Origin of the sequence: Burkholderia sp. 28_3 (assembly GCF_003253915.1) — a bacterium.
Lineage (GTDB): Bacteria > Pseudomonadota > Gammaproteobacteria > Burkholderiales > Burkholderiaceae > Burkholderia > Burkholderia cenocepacia.
Map to the genome: position 1 here is coordinate 89,767 of NZ_QKZF01000004.1, position 16,321 is coordinate 106,087.

15 protein-coding genes are annotated in these 16,321 nt (G+C 69.9%); 8 read left to right on the forward strand and 7 right to left on the reverse strand.

Translation table 11 applies throughout. The annotated features are described in order from the left end of the window. Positions 1-52: 52 nt before the first annotated feature. Both DFS13_RS11070 and DFS13_RS11075 read right to left on the reverse strand, forming a co-directional pair. Complete coding sequence (locus DFS13_RS11070) at positions 53-2,116, reverse strand: pyridoxamine 5'-phosphate oxidase family protein (RefSeq protein ID WP_060212707.1); 2,064 nt, start codon at positions 2,114-2,116, stop codon at positions 53-55. A 34-nt stretch (positions 2,117-2,150) separates the two neighbouring features. Next, complete coding sequence (locus tag DFS13_RS11075) at positions 2,151-2,795, reverse strand: glutathione S-transferase family protein (RefSeq protein WP_006496096.1); 645 nt, start codon at positions 2,793-2,795, stop codon at positions 2,151-2,153. A 126-nt stretch (positions 2,796-2,921) separates the two neighbouring features. Here DFS13_RS11075 and DFS13_RS11080 point away from each other — a divergent pair, with 126 nt between their 5' ends. Then, positions 2,922-3,875: a LysR family transcriptional regulator gene (locus DFS13_RS11080; RefSeq protein WP_006486155.1), complete on the forward strand. Its 954-nt coding sequence runs from the start codon at positions 2,922-2,924 to the stop codon at positions 3,873-3,875. Positions 3,876-3,890: 15 nt separating this feature from the next. Here the strand turns inward: DFS13_RS11080 and DFS13_RS11085 are convergent, their stop codons facing one another. Continuing rightward, positions 3,891-4,376, reverse strand: a complete 486-nt coding sequence (locus DFS13_RS11085) for a hypothetical protein (protein ID WP_006496097.1) — start codon at positions 4,374-4,376, stop codon at positions 3,891-3,893. Between the two features lie 45 nt (positions 4,377-4,421). After that, positions 4,422-5,075: a TetR/AcrR family transcriptional regulator gene (locus DFS13_RS11090; RefSeq protein ID WP_034178474.1), complete on the reverse strand. Its 654-nt coding sequence runs from the start codon at positions 5,073-5,075 to the stop codon at positions 4,422-4,424. A gap of 88 nt (positions 5,076-5,163) precedes the next feature. Here DFS13_RS11090 and DFS13_RS11095 point away from each other — a divergent pair, with 88 nt between their 5' ends. Genes DFS13_RS11095 through DFS13_RS11105 form a run of 3 tightly spaced genes read left to right on the forward strand, consistent with a single transcriptional unit; the run spans position 5,164 to position 8,637 of the window. Then, on the forward strand, positions 5,164-6,066 hold the full coding sequence (locus DFS13_RS11095; RefSeq protein WP_006496098.1) for an SDR family oxidoreductase: 903 nt from the start codon (positions 5,164-5,166) through the stop codon (positions 6,064-6,066). Next, on the forward strand, positions 6,063-7,646 hold the full coding sequence (locus tag DFS13_RS11100) for an NAD(P)/FAD-dependent oxidoreductase (protein ID WP_006486159.1): 1,584 nt from the start codon (positions 6,063-6,065) through the stop codon (positions 7,644-7,646). Before DFS13_RS11095 ends, DFS13_RS11100 begins: the two co-directional genes overlap by 4 nt. Positions 7,647-7,653: 7 nt before the next feature. Then, the gene (locus DFS13_RS11105) at positions 7,654-8,637 is read left to right on the forward strand and encodes an alpha/beta fold hydrolase (protein ID WP_060212709.1); all 984 of its coding nucleotides are present in this window, start codon (positions 7,654-7,656) and stop codon (positions 8,635-8,637) included. 72 nt (positions 8,638-8,709) lie between these two features. On the opposite strand, the gene DFS13_RS11110 is transcribed toward DFS13_RS11105, so the two are convergent. Continuing rightward, positions 8,710-9,108, reverse strand: a complete 399-nt coding sequence (locus DFS13_RS11110; protein WP_006486153.1) for a carboxymuconolactone decarboxylase family protein — start codon at positions 9,106-9,108, stop codon at positions 8,710-8,712. A 362-nt stretch (positions 9,109-9,470) separates the two neighbouring features. Between DFS13_RS11110 and DFS13_RS40805 the strand changes: the two genes are divergently transcribed. The 4 genes from DFS13_RS40805 to DFS13_RS11130 all read left to right on the forward strand — a co-directional run bounded on the left by DFS13_RS40805 (position 9,471) and on the right by DFS13_RS11130 (position 15,014). Continuing rightward, positions 9,471-11,810 carry a collagen-like triple helix repeat-containing protein gene (locus tag DFS13_RS40805; protein ID WP_111441721.1) on the forward strand — a complete coding sequence of 780 codons (2,340 nt, stop codon included), beginning with the start codon at positions 9,471-9,473 and terminating at the stop codon, positions 11,808-11,810. A 127-nt stretch (positions 11,811-11,937) separates the two neighbouring features. Continuing rightward, positions 11,938-13,221: an isoprenylcysteine carboxylmethyltransferase family protein gene (locus DFS13_RS11120; RefSeq protein ID WP_006495601.1), complete on the forward strand. Its 1,284-nt coding sequence runs from the start codon at positions 11,938-11,940 to the stop codon at positions 13,219-13,221. A gap of 575 nt (positions 13,222-13,796) precedes the next feature. Next, positions 13,797-14,387 carry a hypothetical protein gene (locus DFS13_RS11125; RefSeq protein WP_006485515.1) on the forward strand — a complete coding sequence of 197 codons (591 nt, stop codon included), beginning with the start codon at positions 13,797-13,799 and terminating at the stop codon, positions 14,385-14,387. Between the two features lie 54 nt (positions 14,388-14,441). After that, on the forward strand, positions 14,442-15,014 hold the full coding sequence (locus tag DFS13_RS11130; RefSeq protein ID WP_059722470.1) for an NADPH-dependent FMN reductase: 573 nt from the start codon (positions 14,442-14,444) through the stop codon (positions 15,012-15,014). A gap of 33 nt (positions 15,015-15,047) precedes the next feature. Here DFS13_RS11130 and DFS13_RS11135 read toward each other — a convergent pair whose 3' ends face one another. Beyond that, a complete protein-coding gene (locus tag DFS13_RS11135) occupies positions 15,048-15,677 on the reverse strand; it encodes a DUF2894 domain-containing protein (RefSeq protein ID WP_034202712.1) in 630 nt (209 codons plus the stop codon). Further along, positions 15,674-16,318, reverse strand: coding sequence for an OmpA family protein (locus tag DFS13_RS11140; protein WP_006491235.1), 645 nt, complete (start codon positions 16,316-16,318; stop codon positions 15,674-15,676). The genes DFS13_RS11135 and DFS13_RS11140 overlap by 4 nt, the downstream gene beginning before the upstream one ends. Positions 16,319-16,321: the final 3 nt, after the last annotated feature.

A 16,321-nucleotide genomic window follows, 5' to 3' on the forward strand; every position in this document is an offset into this window, starting at 1 on the left:
TGCGCGCGCTTTTTGCGCAGCAGGCCCTCCGCGGCCGCATGTCGCAGGTGCGTCAGCAATCCAGCACGAGCGGCGCCGTCGCGCCTTGCGCGGGCCGCGCGACGCACAGCAGCGCGCAGCCCGGTTCGACCGGCGCATCGGGCGTTTGCGCGTAGTCGATCGCGCCGGACAGCACGCGCGTCGCGCACGTGCCGCACGAACCCGAGCGGCATTCGGCCGGCACGGCCACGCGCAGCCCTTCCGCAAATTCGAGCAGCGTGCCGTCGGCGGGTGTCCACGCAGCTTCGCGCCCCGTGCGCCGGAACACGACCGGCACGCTTGCCGCCGCGGGCGCGGCAGCCTCGCGGGTCGCACTGCGCGACACGCTCGACGGCCCGAACGCCTCGAAGCGGATGCGTTCGTCCGGCACGTTCAGCGCGCGCAGCCCGTCGTACAGGTCGCGCATGAACGCCGACGGCCCGCACAGGTAGAAGTCGTAGTCGTCGAACGACAACACCCGCTTCAGTTGCCCGATGTCGATCCGGCCGCCCCGCGCGGCCGAGCCCTCGTGAGGATGACTGTCGAACCAGTGAAGCGACACGCGTGCATCGGCGGCCGCGCTGCGCACCAGTTCCGCCGCGAACGGCCGGTCGGCCGCTTCGCGTGCGCCATGCACGAACACGACGCGGCGCGACGGCGTGCCATCGGCCAGTGCCCGGCGCAGCATCGCGACCATCGGCGTGATGCCGATGCCGGCCGACACGAGCACGGCCGGCCGCGGACTCGCGACATCGAATGTGAAGCGGCCGCGCGGCATCTGCGCGTCGAGCGTCATGCCGGCCTGTGCGTGATCGTGCAGCCATGCCGATACGCGCCCTTCGCGCTTCACGGTGATCCGGTAATGCGCGCCGCCCGGCGCATCGGACAGCGTGTAGCTGCGAATCGCTGGCGCGTCGCTGTCGGGCAGCGCGACGCGCAACGTCAGATGCTGGCCGGCTTCGTACGCAGGCAATGCGCCGCCGTCCGCCGGCTCGAAATGAAACGACCGGATCGCACGCGCTTCGTCGACGATCTTCGCGATCCGCAGCGACCGCCATGCGGGCGCCGATGCCGGCGCGGCCGCGGACGGTACCTCCCCGGCCGTTGCCACCGCCCCGCTCGACGCCATCGCCATCGCCGCGAACTGCGGCGCGCGCTCGACCGCCGACCACCGGAACGGCAGCACCGCCCGCATGCGCCGCACTTCCCGCACATGAAAGCGCACCACGCGCTGCGCGCCGTCGAACGACGCGACGACGGGCCCGTCCCACACGATCTCCGCGTGCGCGGCGACATACAGCAGATCGCCGCTGTCGAAATCGACGAACAGCAACCCCGCGCGCGGATCGTGCTGCAGGTTGCCGAGCGTGTTGAAGAACCGGTTGCCGCTGAAATCGGGCGTCGTCAGCGTGCGCGCGTCGTCGACGCGCACGAAGCCCGGCATCCCGCCGCGATGCGACACGTCCGCGCCACGCGCCGCGCCCGCCCCCGCGGACGTGTTCGCGCTCGCGACGAAGAACGTATCGGCCTGCGCGAGCAGCGCGCGATCCGCGTCGCCCAGCGCATCCGACACGTCCGGCGCGACGGACGCGTCGACGTCCCGCGCGACGAAGATCGGCTTGCGGCCCTGGATGTACTTCGCGCAATTGCCGAAGCTCTGCTCGACCGCGATCGTCAGCGCATCGCCGTCGACCGCGCGCACGACGCCGTTCACGCGATTGCGGCGGCGTGTATCGAATTCGATCCCGAGCCCGCCGAGCGGCGCGCCAACGTGCCACGCGTCGGCCAGCGGATCGCCCGGCAGCGCACGCGCCGCGATGCGCAGCGTGCGTGGATCCGGCGACGTGACGAACCCCGGCGCGCCGGCTCGCAGCGTCGCCCACGGCTGGCCGTGCGCATCGACGCCGCCGAGCACGAAGAACGGCAGTTGCGCGAAAAACGTCCGGTGCTGGTCCGGCATGAAGCGCCGGATCCCGCGCCGGCCGGCCGCGCTCGCCGCGTCCGTCACGCCTGCGCGCTGCTGCACGGCAAGCTCGCCCGCATGAAACGGCGCGGTATCGAGTTCCCAACCCGGGACGACGGCGGTCGGCGCATTCATCGCATTCTCCTGAACAGGCGCGGTGGCAGAGGCGTCAGGCGGCGAGCAGGCCCGCGCGGGTCGTCGGCATCGCGACGAAGCCCGGCAACGCCTCGATTCGGGCGAGCCATGCGCGCACGTGCGGATACGGTTCGAGCGACACGCCGCCTTCCGGTGCGTGCGCGATGTACGTGTACGCGGCAATGTCCGCGATCGTCGGTTGCGCGCCGGCCGCGAACGGCTTGCCGGCCAGTTCGCGATCGATCACGTCGAGCACCTTTGCGGCCGTGCGCTTGGCCGCTTCCGGGTCGAGCGGCGCGCCGAACACGGTCACGAGCCGCGCGGCAGCCGGACCCGACGCGATCGGGCCGGCCGCGTACGACAGCCAGCGCTGCACGACGGCCGCGCCGACCGGGTCGTCCGGCAGCCAGTGCGCATCGCCGTAGCGCTTCGCGAGGTACACGAGGATCGCGTTCGAATCGGCGATCACGGTGCCGCCGTCGTCGATCACCGGCACCTGCCCGAGCGGATTCAATGCGAGAAACGCCGGTTCGCGCTGCGCGCCGGCCGCCAGATCGACGTCGATGGTCTTCGACGGCAACCCGAGCAGCGACAGGAACAACCGGACGCGGTGCGCGTGGCCGGACAACAGGAACGAATAGACACGGATCGGCGAGGCAGGCTTGCTGGCGGCAGACATGGAAACACTCCGGAATCTCGCGCCGCCGGGGATCGGCGACGAACGGCTCCAGCGTAGCGCTCGCCGTTCGTCGCCAGAAGACGGATAATCGCGGAAACATTATCCGTTTCCATAGGACAATCGACGATGGCCGATCTGCGCGACGTGAACCTGAACCGGCTGGCGATCTTCGTCGCGGTGGTCGAGGCCGGCTCGCTGACGGCCGCGGCCGAGCGGCTCGGCCTCGCGAAGACGGTCGTCAGCACGCACATGCAGCGCCTCGAATCCGAGGTCGGCGCGAACCTGCTGGTGCGCACGACGCGGCGGCTGAGCGTGACCGATGCCGGACGCGTGTTCTACGACGCGTGCCGCGACATCGTGCGTGCCACCGAAGCCGCGCTCGACGCGGTGTCGTCCGACGCCGGGCCACTGCGCGGCACGCTGCGCGTGAGCGTGCCGATCGACTACGGCGCGCTGGTCGTCGCGCCGGCCGTCGTCGCGCTGCGCGACCGGCATCCGGGGCTCGATGTCGAACTGGTCGCGAACGACCGCGTGATCGATCTCGTCGCGGACAACCTCGACGTCGCGGTCCGCATCGGGCGGCTTGCCGATTCCAACTATCGCGCGGTGCAGCTCGGCACCTACGAGAAATGGCTGGTCGCGAGCCCGGCGTTCGTCGCGCGGCACGGACTGCCGCGCGACCCCGATGCGCTCGCCGCGCTGCCCTTCGTGATGTTGTCGTCGCTGCCGCGCCCGCATACGCTCGACCTCGACGATGCGCGCGGCGGCCACGCATCGGTGCGCTGCGTCGCGCCGGTCGTGTCGAACACCGCGACCGCGTGCCGCGCGATCGTGCTCGCGGGCGGCGGCTTCGGGCTGCTGACGGATTTCTCGACCGCGGACGACGTCGCCGCCGGCCGGCTCGTGCGGCTGTTGCCGGGCTGGCGCACGGCGCCGGCCGGGATTCACGCGGTGTATCCGTCGACGCGGCTGCCTTCGCCGAAGGTGCGGGCGTTCATCGATGCGATGAAGGCGAGGCTCGGGGAGACGCCTGCAACGCCCCGCGCACGCCCCGGTCGGCCGAAACGCGCGAACGGCTGACCGGTCGCTCGCCCGTCACATGAACTTCACGTAGCACGCCTTTTTTTCGACTTCTTCGCGCTTGAATCCCTTTTCGCTCATGCAGGCAGTAAATTCGTCGGGGAACGGGTTCAGATTGAAGATCCGGTCCTGGATATTGGCGGGGATGCCCTGGTCCAGCTGGGCTTGCGCTTCCGCACAGGTCGCCTTCGCGAGCGACAGCCTGACGGGCTCGCCGCTGATGCGGTTGCGGATTTTTTCATACGCCCCGTCCTTGCAGGCCGATACCGCGTCCTTGAGGTGCTGCGTATAGAGGGCGTCGCGACAGACATCGCCTGTCCGGTCCGCATCCCTGAACAGCGCCCCGACCGTTTGCGATTTCCACTCGGTTTCATAGCGCGTGGTCTCGCTAAACGGCCAGCAGCCGCAGCCCGTCAGCATCAGGACGGAAACGGCCATCCCCGCCGACGTCACGCGGCGCCCCCATCGGTTGCGTGCTTGCATGATTTCCTTGTTATTCATCGACCACCATTGATGTGCGCGGCGAACGGCCCCGTCCCCGCGAATCTACGCCGCCTGCAACGTCCCCAGCAGCACCTTCCTGCAACTGGAGATCATCTGCGCCTCCGGATCGCGATAGTCGGTCAGCAGCCACGCCGCGCCGACGTTCGTCATCGCGCCCACCAGCGCGAGCCCGATCAGCCGCTGCTCGGTGCGCTCCGCCGGCGTCACGGCCTCGCGCGGCGCGCCGATCGCCATGATCAGCTTGCCGAAGTCGATCAGCATGCGCTGATACGTCATGTCGGTATCCGCGCTCACGCCCATCACCTCGAGCAGCAGCACGCGCGCCGCGCACGGGTCGCGCAGAAACGCGAAGAACGCGGCGAGCCCCGCGTCGACGCGCTCGCGCAGCTCGCCGCCGCGCGCGGCGACCGCCTGCGCGACCGCGTCATGCAGTTGCTGCGCGTGATGCAGGTAGGTGCAGCGCAACAGATCCTCGGTGCTGTCGAACGCCGCATAGAAGTAGCGATCGTTCAGCTTCGCTTCCTGGCAGATCGACCGCACGGTCGCCTTGCGAAAACCCACCGTGCCGAACACGCGCGTCGCCGCGCGAATCAACGCGTCGCGCCGCTCGGCGGCCCGTACCTCGGGCGCCACGCCGCCGTACGACCGGCCCCTTTTTTCCGTTTCGAGTGCTTTCTCCATTCCGCTATTTGACATCAGGACACCCGAAAACTAAAGTGGTGACACACAACACCACAATAGACGCGCCGCCGGTGCAGCGCAAGCGGAACGGGAGGAACGACGGATGAAGGGATTTTCCGGCAAGGTTGCCGCGATCACGGGCGCCGGTTCGGGCATGGGCCGCAGCCTCGCGGTCGAACTGGCGCGGCGCGGCTGCGCGGTCGCGCTCGCCGACGTCAGCGAAACGGGGCTCGCCGGCACGGCGGCCCTCTGCGCGCAGCACGGCGTGCGTGTGAGCAAACGCCGGCTCGACGTCGCCGATCGCGACGCGGTGTTCGCGTGGGCCGATTTCGTTCGCGCCGAGCACGGCAAGGTCAACCTGATCTTCAACAACGCGGGCGTGTCGCTCGCCGCCAGCGCCGAAACCGCGCGTCTCGCCGATCTCGAATGGATCGTCGGCATCAATTTCTGGGGCGTCGTGCACGGCACGCAGGCGTTCCTGCCGCATCTGCGCGCGTCGGGCGACGGCCACGTCGTCAACACGTCGAGCCTGTTCGGGCTCGTCGCGATGCCGACGCAAAGCGCGTACAACGCAACCAAGTTCGCGGTGCGCGGCTTCACCGAGGCGCTGCGGATGGAACTCGAACTCGACGGCGCGCCGGTGAGCGCGACCTGCGTGCATCCCGGCGGCGTCGCGACGGGCATCGTCGACGCGAGCCGCGTCGATACCAGCATCCACGCGCTGACGGGCCAGGACGAAGCGACCCATCGCCGCCAGGCGAACCGCCTGATCAATGCGACGACGGCCGACGAGGCCGCGCGGCAGATCCTCGCGGGCGTCGAGCGCAATGCGCGCCGCGTGCTGGTCGGCGCCGACGCGCGCCGGCTCGACCGGATCGCGCGCCTGCTCGGCGCCGGTTACCAGTGGCTGGTGCTGCGCCACGTGCGCCGCGCCCGCGCACGCAATCTCGAACGCGCGCCCGCCCCGGCCGCGCGCCCGATCACGCCGACCAAGGACCCCGCATGACCTCGACGACGACCGACCGGCGCGATGCGCCGCCCGCCCCCGGCGCCCGCCGCGACAGCGGCGACAACCGCGACCTCGACGTGCTGATCGTCGGCGCCGGCCTGTCCGGCATCGGCGCCGCGTATCACCTGAAGCAGCGCTGCCCGCATGCGAGCGTGGCGATCGTCGAGGCGCGCGACGCGATCGGCGGCACCTGGGACCTGTTCCGCTATCCGGGCGTTCGTTCGGATTCCGACATGTTCACGCTCGGCTACAGCTTCCGCCCGTGGCACAGCGACAAGGCGATCTCCGACGGACAGACGATCCTCGACTACATCCGCGACACCGCGCGCACCTACGGCATCGACAAGACGATCCGCTACGGCCAGAAGGTCGTCGCGGCCGACTGGGATTCGAATCGTGCGCGCTGGACGGTACGCATCGAGCGCACGCAGGACGGCGCGACCGACACGCTCGTCTACACCTGCCGCTTCCTGTTCATGTGCAGCGGCTACTACGACTACGACGCCGGCTACCTGCCCGACTGGGCCGGCATGGACACGTTCGAGGGCAAGCTCGTGCATCCGCAGCACTGGCCGAAGGATCTGTCGTACGCGAACCGGCGCGTGGTCGTGATCGGCAGCGGCGCGACGGCCGTCACGCTCGTGCCGTCGATGGCGGCCGACGCGCAGCACGTGACGATGCTGCAGCGCTCGCCGACCTACATCGTGTCGCTGCCCGCGCGCGACAAGATCGCGAACGCGCTGCGCCGCGTGCTGCCGTCGCGGCTCGCGCACCGGCTCGTACGCGTGAAGAACGTCCTGCTGACGATGTACCTGTACAACGTGTCGCGCCGCAAGCCCGACCGGACGAAGCAATTCATCATCCGCGCGGCCAGCAGGCAGCTCGGCCCCGACTTCGACGTCGCGAAGCACCTGACGCCGCGCTACATGCCGTGGGACCAGCGCGTGTGCCTCGTGCCGAATGGCGACCTGTTCAAGGCGATCCGCGCGGGCCGCGCATCGATCGTCACCGACGAGATCGAGCGCTTCACGCCGACCGGCCTCCAGCTGAAGAGCGGCCAGCAGCTCGACGCGGACGTGATCGTCACCGCGACCGGGCTGAAGGTGAAGATGCTCGGCGGTGCGCGCGTGACGGTCGACGGCCGCGTGGTCGACTTGCCGGAGACGGTGTCGTACAAGGGCATGATGTACAGCGACGTGCCGAACCTCGCGTCGTCGTTCGGCTACACGAATGCGTCGTGGACGCTGAAGGCCGAGCTGATCGCGCGCTACGTGTGCCGGCTGCTCAACCACATGCGCGCGAACGGGTACGACACGTGCGTGCCGCGGCTCGGCGCGGGCGATCTCGGCGACGTGCCGGCCGTCAACCTGAGCTCGGGCTACATCCAGCGCGCGGCCGGCATCCTGCCGAAGCAGGGGCACCGCAAGCCATGGAAATTCCACCAGAACTACGTGCTCGATCTCGCGTCGCTGAAGTTCAGCGCGCTCGCCGATTCCGCGATGCATTTCGAGCGCCGCGCCACGACCGGCCCGGCGGCCACCGCGCCGGCCGCCGAACCCGCACTCGAAACCCGCTGAGGCCGACATGACTCCTACGCTCCATCTGATCCAGAACGTGCTGCTCGGCGTCGTCGCGGTGCTCGCCGCGCTCGCGCTGTTTTCCGCTTACGTGGCCCGGCGCGTGACCCGCGCGTTTCCGCCCGAAGGCCGCTTCGTCGACATCGGCGGCGACCGCATCCACTACGTCGAATACGGCAACGGCCCGCCGATCGTGTTCGTCCACGGGCTCGCGGGGCAATGGCGCAATTTCGCGTACCTGCCGCTCACGCGGCTCGCCCAGCAGCATCGCGTGATCCTGCTCGATCGCCCGGGCGCCGGCCGGTCGCTGCGCGGCGCGGCGTCGCAGGCGAACGTGTTCGCGCAGGCCCGTACGGTCGCCGCGTTCATCGACGCGCTGAAGCTCGACAAGCCCGTGCTGGTCGGCCACTCGCTCGGCGGCGCGATCGCGCTCGCGGTCGGCCTCAACCATGCGGACCGCGTGAGCCGGCTCGCGCTGATCGCGCCGCTGTCGCACGAGCAGACCGAGCCGCCCGCGCCGTTCAAGCCGCTGATGCTGCCGTCGCCGCTCGTGCGCCGTTTCGTGTCGTGGACCTTCGCGATCCCGCTGACGATCCTGACGGGCCGCCAGGCCGTGCGCCAGGTGTTCGCGCCGGAAGACGTGCCGCGCGACTTCCCGGTCAAGGGCGGCGGCCTGCTCGGGATGCGCCCGCACGTGTTCTACGCGACGGCGACGGACCTGCTGTCGGCGCCCGTCGACCTGCCCGCGATGGAGCGTCGCTATCCGGAACTCGCGCTGCCGGTCGACGTGCTGTACGGTCGCGCCGATCCGATCCTGAACTGGCGCGAGCACGGCGACGCGCTCGCGAAGAAATCGGCGCGCGTGCGGCTGAAGGTCGTCGAGGGCGGCCACATGCTGCCGGTCACGATTCCCGACACGACGGCCGACTGGCTGCTCGAAGTCGCCGCCGCGCCGGCCGACACGGCCACGCAGACGGTACGCATCGCGTAGATCGCGGCAGCGAAGCGGCGCCTGATCCTGCTTCCCCGCTCCCGCCGCCGGGCAGCCGGCGCCGCGACGGAATCAGGCTTCGTCGTCGGGTATCGACAGTCCGAGATCCGAGAGCACCTCGCGCGCGCTGCGAAACGCCTCGACCGCGGCCGGCGCCCCCGCGTACAGCGCGCTGTGCAGCAAGACCTCGCGAATCTCGACGAGGCTCGCGCCGTTGTTGAGCGCGCCGCGAATATGCCCCTTCAGCTCCGTGCCGCGGCCGAGCGCCGCCAGCATCGCGCACGTGCACAGGCTGCGCGTCTTCAGGTCGATCCCGCCCCGCTGCCACGTGCTGCCCCACGCATGTTCGTTCAGCCAGTTCTGCAGCGGACGCGAAAATCCGTCGAGGTCGCGCATCGCGCGCTCGACGAACGCCTCGCCCATCACGTCGATCCGCCGCGCCTTGCCGTATTCCCTGTCCTGTTCGCTCATGTCGGTGTCCTGGTGGTTGGAGTCGTGGCCGCTGTCGCGCTGCCGGCGGCCGGGGATGTCGCGCCATGTTCAGCGCGACCGCGCGTTTCGTCAAAGATGCGGCGCTCGGTTCGCGGCCGTTCGCGTCACCGGCGGCCGGACGCTACGTAACATCCTGCCGCGCGTTACGGCGCCTTACGGGAACATCGCAGCCGCGACGTTCGCGCACCGCACGTGCCTGTCGCGCGAAACCGCCTTTCCTCCGTTTAAATCGCGTCGATAGTCCCGATTTCCGCAACAAATCGCGACACCGTTTCGCCAAACATGTCGTGGCGCGGAATTTGCAGAGAAGGCCTGGACACACTTCCAATGTCGAGGCCAACATGCAGAATCTCTTCAAGAAGACGACGGTAACGATGGCCGTCTCGTCACTGCTCGCGCTGTACGGCTGCGGCTCGGTCGATGGACCGACGACCCCGCCGACGATCAAGCCGAGCACGTCCGGGACGAGCGGCACGTCGGGGACTTCGGGTACGTCGGGCGGCGGTTCGTCGGGGACTTCGGGTGGCGGTAGTTCGGGGACTTCGGGGTCGTCGGGGACTTCCGGTACGTCGGGGACTTCCGGCACCTCGGGTACTTCCGGTACGTCGGGCACTTCCGGCACCTCGGGTACTTCCGGCACCTCGGGTACTTCCGGTACCTCGGGCACTTCTGGCACCTCGGGTACTTCCGGCACCTCGGGTACTTCCGGCACCTCGGGTACTTCCGGTACCTCGGGCACTTCTGGCACCTCGGGTACTTCCGGCACCTCGGGCACTTCCGGTACGTCGGGCACTTCCGGTACGTCGGGCACCTCCGGTACGTCGGGTACTTCCGGCACCTCGGGTACTTCCGGCACCTCGGGCACTTCCGGTACGTCGGGCACTTCCGGTACCTCGGGTACTTCCGGTACCTCGGGTACTTCCGGCACCTCGGGTACTTCCGGTACCTCGGGTACTTCCGGTACGTCGGGTACTTCCGGTACCTCGGGTACTTCCGGTACCTCGGGTACTTCCGGTACGTCGGGTACTTCCGGTACGTCGGGTACTTCCGGTACGTCGGGTACTTCCGGTACCTCGGGCACTTCCGGTACGTCGGGTACTTCCGGTACGTCGGGTACTTCCGGTACCTCGGGCACTTCCGGTACCTCGGGCACTTCCGGTACCTCGGGCACTTCCGGTACCTCGGGCACCTCCGGTACTTCGGGCACCTCCGGTACTTCGGGCACCTCCGGTACTTCGGGCACCTCCGGCACCTCGGGCACCTCCGGCACCTCGGGTACGTCCGGCACGTCGGGCACTTCCGGCACCTCCGGCACGTCCGGCACCGGCGTCACCCCGCTCGGCAACGTCCTCCAGAAATCCGGCAACCTCGTGACGGCGCTCGGCACGACGGTCGTCAACGGTGGCAGCCAGATCGGCGGCGTGCAGATCCCCGGCACGAACCCGACGACGGCCACCAGTGTCGGCAACGCGGTCGGCAGCCTCGGCAACGGCGTGCAGTCGCTCGGCAACGGCATCGCGGCCGGCCTCGGCTCGATCGGCGTGTCGGCGAACCCGCTCGGACCGACGCTCACGTCGACCACCGGCCTGCTGACGGGCGCCGGCGGCGCGGTCAACAACCTCGGCAATGCAGTGACGAGCCTCGGCACCGGTCCGCTGTCGCCGCTCGCGCCGGCGACGACGCTGGTCGGCAGCCTCGTCAACACGGTCGGCACCGCGGTCAACTCGACCGCCTCGGCGCTGAATACGGCACTGAACAGCTCGCCGGTCCAGCAGCTCGAAACGCAGCTCGGCAAGGTGATCAACCCGATCACGAACACGCTGACCGGCGGCGTCACGACGCCCGGCGCGACGCAGACGCTCGGCGGCGTGACGCTGCTCGGCACCCCGCTCAACGGCCTGGTGAGCACGCTCGGCAACGGTCTCGCGCTTGCGGGCACGAAGGTCGGCGGCGCGACCGACAACCCGGTCGGCACGGGCCTCGGCGGCGTCGTGACGCAGCTCGGCAATACGGTGACGTCGACCGGCGGCCTCGTCCACGACAACAACGCGGGCAGCTCCAGCAGCGGCACGGGCGGCACCAACCCGCTCGCCCCGATCACGGGCCTGCTCGGCACGTTGACGGGCGGCCTCGGCGGCGGCAGCTCGAGCGGGTCGGGCGGCACGAGCGGCACCAGCAGCGGCGGCCCGCTCGCGCCGATCACCGGCCTGCTCGGGACGGTGACGGGCGCACTCGGCGGCCTCGGATCGGGCGGCACCAGCGGTACGGGCGGCACGAGCGGGACCGGCGGCACCAGCGGCACCGGTGGCGCAGGGCTCGGCGGTCTGCTCGCACCGGTCACCGGCCTCGTCAACTCGCTGACGCCGCTCGGTGCAAGCCTCACCGGCACCGTCACGACGCCGGGCGGCAACCTGTCCGGCACGCTCGGCGGCGTGCTGACGAGCGGCCCGGTCGGCACGCTCACGGGTGCGCTGGGCACGCCGGCCGGCTCGGCCGGCGCCACCGGCACGGTCAGCCCCGGCGGCGCAGCCGGCACCGTGACGACGCCGGGCGGCAGCGGCTCGGTGGTGACCGGCCTGACCGGCAGCACGGGCGGCGGCGCCGCAGGCGGCACCGGCAACCTGCTGTCGCCGGTGACCAACCTGCTCGGCGGTCTGCTGGGCGCCGGCACCAAGAAGTAAGCTTTAACGCATCACGTACCAGAACGACAGGCCAATGGCCGGGCACACATCGATAAACAGCCCGGCCGACGGCCGGCGTCACCCGCCAAGCGGGGGCGCCGGCCCTCATCCCTACGAGGATCCGATCATGAACTCCACGCTCGACGGCATCGTCGCTGCCCCGGACCGCCCACCCCGTTCCGCCACGCCGTTCCGCGCCGGCCTGCTCGGCATCACGGCCGGACTCTTCGCGCTGTGGATCACGCGCGACCACCCGGCCCTCGATGCGGCCACCCGCGCGGTCATCGCGAGCCTCGCGATCATCGGCACGATCGCGCTGCACGAACTCTTCATCTCGCGCGTCTACCTGCGCCCGAGCGCGGGGCTGTCGCGGCAGGCCGTCCGGCCGCTCGGCCTCGCGCGCGTCGCGACGCGGCTCGGCGCGCTGACGTCGATCTACGCGGGCATCGGCGCGATCTACTGGCTGCTGCCCGAATACCACGGCGCGTTCTACCTGCCGTTCTGGTCGCTGCTGCGCTCGCTCGCGCCGTACGTGATCGTCGCCGCGCCGTTCTACTTCGCGTGGATGGACCGCCACCAGCGCGAGACCGACGACGCGTACCTGCTGTGGGGCCGCTTCCTGTTTCGCCGCGAGCAGCCCGCGAGCTGGAAGCCGGTGCGCGAGATGCTGGCCGGCTGGGGCGTGAAGGCGTTCTTCCTGCCGCTGATGACCGTCTACCTGTCGAAGGATGCCGATCACCTGAGCGCGTCGCTCGCGAACGCGATGCACGCGCCGATGACGATCGCGACCTTCGTGTTCATGTACGACCTGTCGTTCACGATGGACCTGATGTTCGGCACCGTCGGCTACCTGTGCACGTTCCGCATCCTCGACAGCCACGTGCGCACCGTCGAGCCGACGACGCTCGGCTGGGTGGCCGCGCTGATCTGCTACCAGCCGTTCTGGTCGCTGATCTCGAACAACTACATCCGCTACGAAGGGTCGGTGTTCTGGGACAACTGGCTGCTGTCGGCGCCGACGCTGCGCGTGATCTGGGGCACGGTGATCATCCTGCTGCTGCTGACCTACGCGCTGTGCACGATCTCGTTCGGGCTGCGGTTCTCGAACCTCACCAACCGCGGGATCATCACGTCGGGCCCGTACCGCTTCACGAAGCACCCGGCGTACATCACGAAGAACCTGTCGTACTGGATGGTGTCGGTGCCGTTCGTCGAGCCGCTCGGCTGGCAGATCGGGCTCATGCACTGCGCGGGGCTCGTCGCGGTCAACCTGATCTACTACACGCGCGCGAAGACGGAAGAGCGTCACCTGATGCGCGATCCCGACTATCGCGCGTATGCCGAATGGATCGCGCAGCACGGGTTGTTCGCGCGGATCAGGCAGACGTTCGGCGGGCGGCAGGCGGTGTGACGGAGCGGCCGGGGCGGCCGCCATGCCGCTCCGGTCCCTCGCGTGGGTGTCGGATCGGTCGCGGACTTCGCATCCGCAACGACACTGTTGCACGCATGCTCTCCGGCGCTGGGCGATGCGCTTTCGCGTGGATCGCCCGAACGTTTGAGCACCCCCATGCGGCCAATTGTCGCGAAACAGCGCGATTCTCCGCTTTTCGTCGCTTTTCTCCCCCAGTCCGATTGCCCGCCCCCGACGCGTCGCGTATGGTACTGGCCGTCCGCGCACGATCCGTCGCCGGACCCCGACCGTCGTCCCGCACGACGGCCGTGCGGGCCGTGCCCGCCGCTCACCGTCTCCGCGACGCCGCCCGCCGGCGCCGCGCATTCATGAGGAAAGAGGCGTGATCCACAAAGTCCTGATCCTGTTCGCACTCTGCATCGCGGGCCTCGCCGCGATCGCCGCCGGTTTCCAGCACATCCCCAGCTGATGCGCGGCCCCGGCTCGCTTCGCCGAGCCCGGGGGCCGCTTCCCTTTCCGCTTCCCCGTTGCCATGCACTCCTTTCTCGATGCGCCCGAGACGGGCGCCTTTCGCCATGCGTATCGACGTACAGCATTCCCAGCACGACATCGACGACGAACTCGACACCCTTTATGAACGCCTCCACCAGCCGGGCCATCGCCTGCACGGCCTGCCGGGCGTCGCGCTCGGCCGCTCGGGCCTGGTCGTCCGCCATCGCGAAGCGGACGGCGAATACTTCCTGTATGTCGAGGATCTGGCCGCGCGCCAGCTCGCCGGCTACACGGTGTTCAACCGCCTGCCCGAAATCCCGCGCCGCGCGGACCGCTACCTGCGCGCGCCGCACACGCGGCTGCGCGGCTCGGCGCAACGCAAGGGCCTCGCGACGACGCTGTACCGTTGGGGGCTCGACGCGGGCCTGTGCCTGATCAGCGGCGCGCGCCAGTCGGTCGGCGCCGCGCGGTTGTGGACGGCGCTCGCGCAGCACTACCGGCACGGCTTCGTCGATGTCGAAGGCCGCGCGCTGCGCTATCTCGGCGATACCGTTGCCGACGACGTGCACGGCGCACTGCATACGCGGCGGCTGTTGCTCGGGAGCGGCTGGGGCATCGGAGAATTCGCGCAGGCGGCCGGGATGAGCGACGCGGCGCGAACGCCGATGCGATAATCCGCCGAGCCCGTGCGACGCGCCGGCTCGACCCGCCAATCGAAACGCCCTGCGATGACCATCGATCCCCGAACCGACGTCGGCCGCCCGCTCGACATCGTCGCGCTGTGCGGCAGCCTGCGCGCGCAGTCGTACAACGCGGCACTCCTCGACGCAGCCGCGCTCGTTGCCCCGCACGGCATGCGCATCGCGCGCTTCGATCGTCTCGGCGCATTCCCGCTGTTCAATCCCGATGCCGAATACCCGACACCCGCCGCGGTGCGCGACCTGATCGACCGCCTGAACGCGGCCGACGGCGTGCTGATCGCGAGCCCGGAATACGCGCACGGCATATCGGGCGTGATGAAGAATGCGCTGGACTGGGTCGTGGGATGCGAGGCCGTCGTGTACAAGCCGGTCGCGGTATTGAACGCGTCGCCGCGCGCGACGCATGCGGACGCGGCGCTGCGCGAAACGTTGTCGGTGATGTCGGCGCGCATCGTCGAGCCCGCCTCGATCGCGCTGCCGATCCTCGGAAGCCGGCTCGACGCGGCGGGCATCGCCGCGCATCCGCCGTTCGCATCGGCGCTCGTCGACGCATTGCACGCGCTGCGCGCGGCGATCGCCGAGTCGGCGCCAGGCCGCTAAGTACCCCGCACGCCTGCCCCCTGGGGCGTCGCGTTATCGCGCCTTGGTGCGCGTCGTCTTTCTCGCCGGTTTGGCCGCCTTCGCACGCGGCGCTTCCTTCTCGGGCTGCGCGCCGCCGCCGGCGAGATCCTCGAGCCATGCGAGCGCATCGACGTACGACAGGAACTGCTGCAGATAGTCCGGCGACAGCTCGCGCATCGTCGCGAGCGAGCGGTGCACGAGGCTGTTCGAATTGAGCGGCCCGGCGTTGCGCGGCACCTGGTCGAGCGACTGGCGGTATTGCTGTTCCGTGCGGACTTTCGACCACATCGTGCGGAAGTAGTCGACCAGCTCGGGATCGAGCCCGCGCCGGTCCGCTTGCGGATCGCGCGCGAGCCCTTCGACGAGCGCGGCCAGCGCGCCGCGCGCGGGCCTGCTCGTCGCGGCTTGCCCCGTCTCGCGCGTGACTTCGGCATCGTCGTCGGCGCGCGCGACGAGCGCCGCAAACCCGTCGATCAGCGTCGCCAGCCGCGCGTCGAGCAGCGCGCGTGCCGCGCCGTCGAGCACGGCCGCGCGCCGCTCGAGCGCATCGATCCGGTGAAAGCGCACGGGATCGAGCCGGTCGGCGCCCTGCTCGCGCCAGGCGTCGAGCGTCGCGCGCACCTGCGTCGCGTCGTCCGTCACTTTGCGTTGCCTCCGTTCGACGCCGACTTGCGCGGCACCGGCGCGATTTCCACGCGGCGGTTCTTCGCGCGGCCTTCATCGTCCGCATTCGAACTGACCGGCTGTTCGGAACCGAACGCGGCCGCGAACACCGACGACGCCGGCACGCCGGCATCGATCAGCGCGCGCGTGACCGTCAACGCGCGCTTGGCCGACAGTTCCCAGTTGTCCGCGAACAGGCGGTTGCCGGCGTGTACCTGCTGGTCGTCCGCGAAGCCGCTGACCATCAGGATCTCGTCACGGGTCTTCAGATAGGTGGCGAGCGGTACGGCCAGCGTCTTCAGCAAATCACGGCCCGCGGGCTGCAACTGGTCGGAGTTCAGCGCGAACAGCACGTTGCCGCTGATGCCGATGCGCCCGTTCACGAGCGTCACGCGGCCGGCCGCGAGCGGCCCGGCGAGCGCCTGTTCGAGCGACTTGCGCTGCTGCGCCTCGAGCTGGCGCGCGCGCACCGCTTCCTCGAGCTTCGACGTGAGCTGAAGCTGCATGCCGATCACGCCGACGAGGATCAGCACGAACGCGCCGAGCAGCACCGACATCAGGTCGGCGAACGCGGGCCATACCGGCGCCGATTGCGCGCCGCCGTCGATTTCGTCATGCATGCG

Coding starts and splice junctions, on each gene's coding strand:
- DFS13_RS11110 (WP_006486153.1), bottom strand. CDS start 9,108: ATGAGCGAACAGGACAGGGAATACGGCAAGGCGCGGCGGATCGACGTG.
- DFS13_RS11140 (WP_006491235.1), bottom strand. CDS start 16,318: ATGCATGACGAAATCGACGGCGGCGCGCAATCGGCGCCGGTATGGCCC.
- DFS13_RS11070 (WP_060212707.1), bottom strand. CDS start 2,116: ATGAATGCGCCGACCGCCGTCGTCCCGGGTTGGGAACTCGATACCGCG.
- DFS13_RS11130 (WP_059722470.1), top strand. CDS start 14,442: ATGACCATCGATCCCCGAACCGACGTCGGCCGCCCGCTCGACATCGTC.
- DFS13_RS11095 (WP_006496098.1), top strand. CDS start 5,164: ATGAAGGGATTTTCCGGCAAGGTTGCCGCGATCACGGGCGCCGGTTCG.
- DFS13_RS11090 (WP_034178474.1), bottom strand. CDS start 5,075: ATGTCAAATAGCGGAATGGAGAAAGCACTCGAAACGGAAAAAAGGGGC.
- DFS13_RS11105 (WP_060212709.1), top strand. CDS start 7,654: ATGACTCCTACGCTCCATCTGATCCAGAACGTGCTGCTCGGCGTCGTC.
- DFS13_RS11085 (WP_006496097.1), bottom strand. CDS start 4,376: ATGAATAACAAGGAAATCATGCAAGCACGCAACCGATGGGGGCGCCGC.
- DFS13_RS11080 (WP_006486155.1), top strand. CDS start 2,922: ATGGCCGATCTGCGCGACGTGAACCTGAACCGGCTGGCGATCTTCGTC.
- DFS13_RS11125 (WP_006485515.1), top strand. CDS start 13,797: ATGCGTATCGACGTACAGCATTCCCAGCACGACATCGACGACGAACTC.
- DFS13_RS11075 (WP_006496096.1), bottom strand. CDS start 2,795: ATGTCTGCCGCCAGCAAGCCTGCCTCGCCGATCCGTGTCTATTCGTTC.
- DFS13_RS11100 (WP_006486159.1), top strand. CDS start 6,063: ATGACCTCGACGACGACCGACCGGCGCGATGCGCCGCCCGCCCCCGGC.
- DFS13_RS40805 (WP_111441721.1), top strand. CDS start 9,471: ATGCAGAATCTCTTCAAGAAGACGACGGTAACGATGGCCGTCTCGTCA.
- DFS13_RS11120 (WP_006495601.1), top strand. CDS start 11,938: ATGAACTCCACGCTCGACGGCATCGTCGCTGCCCCGGACCGCCCACCC.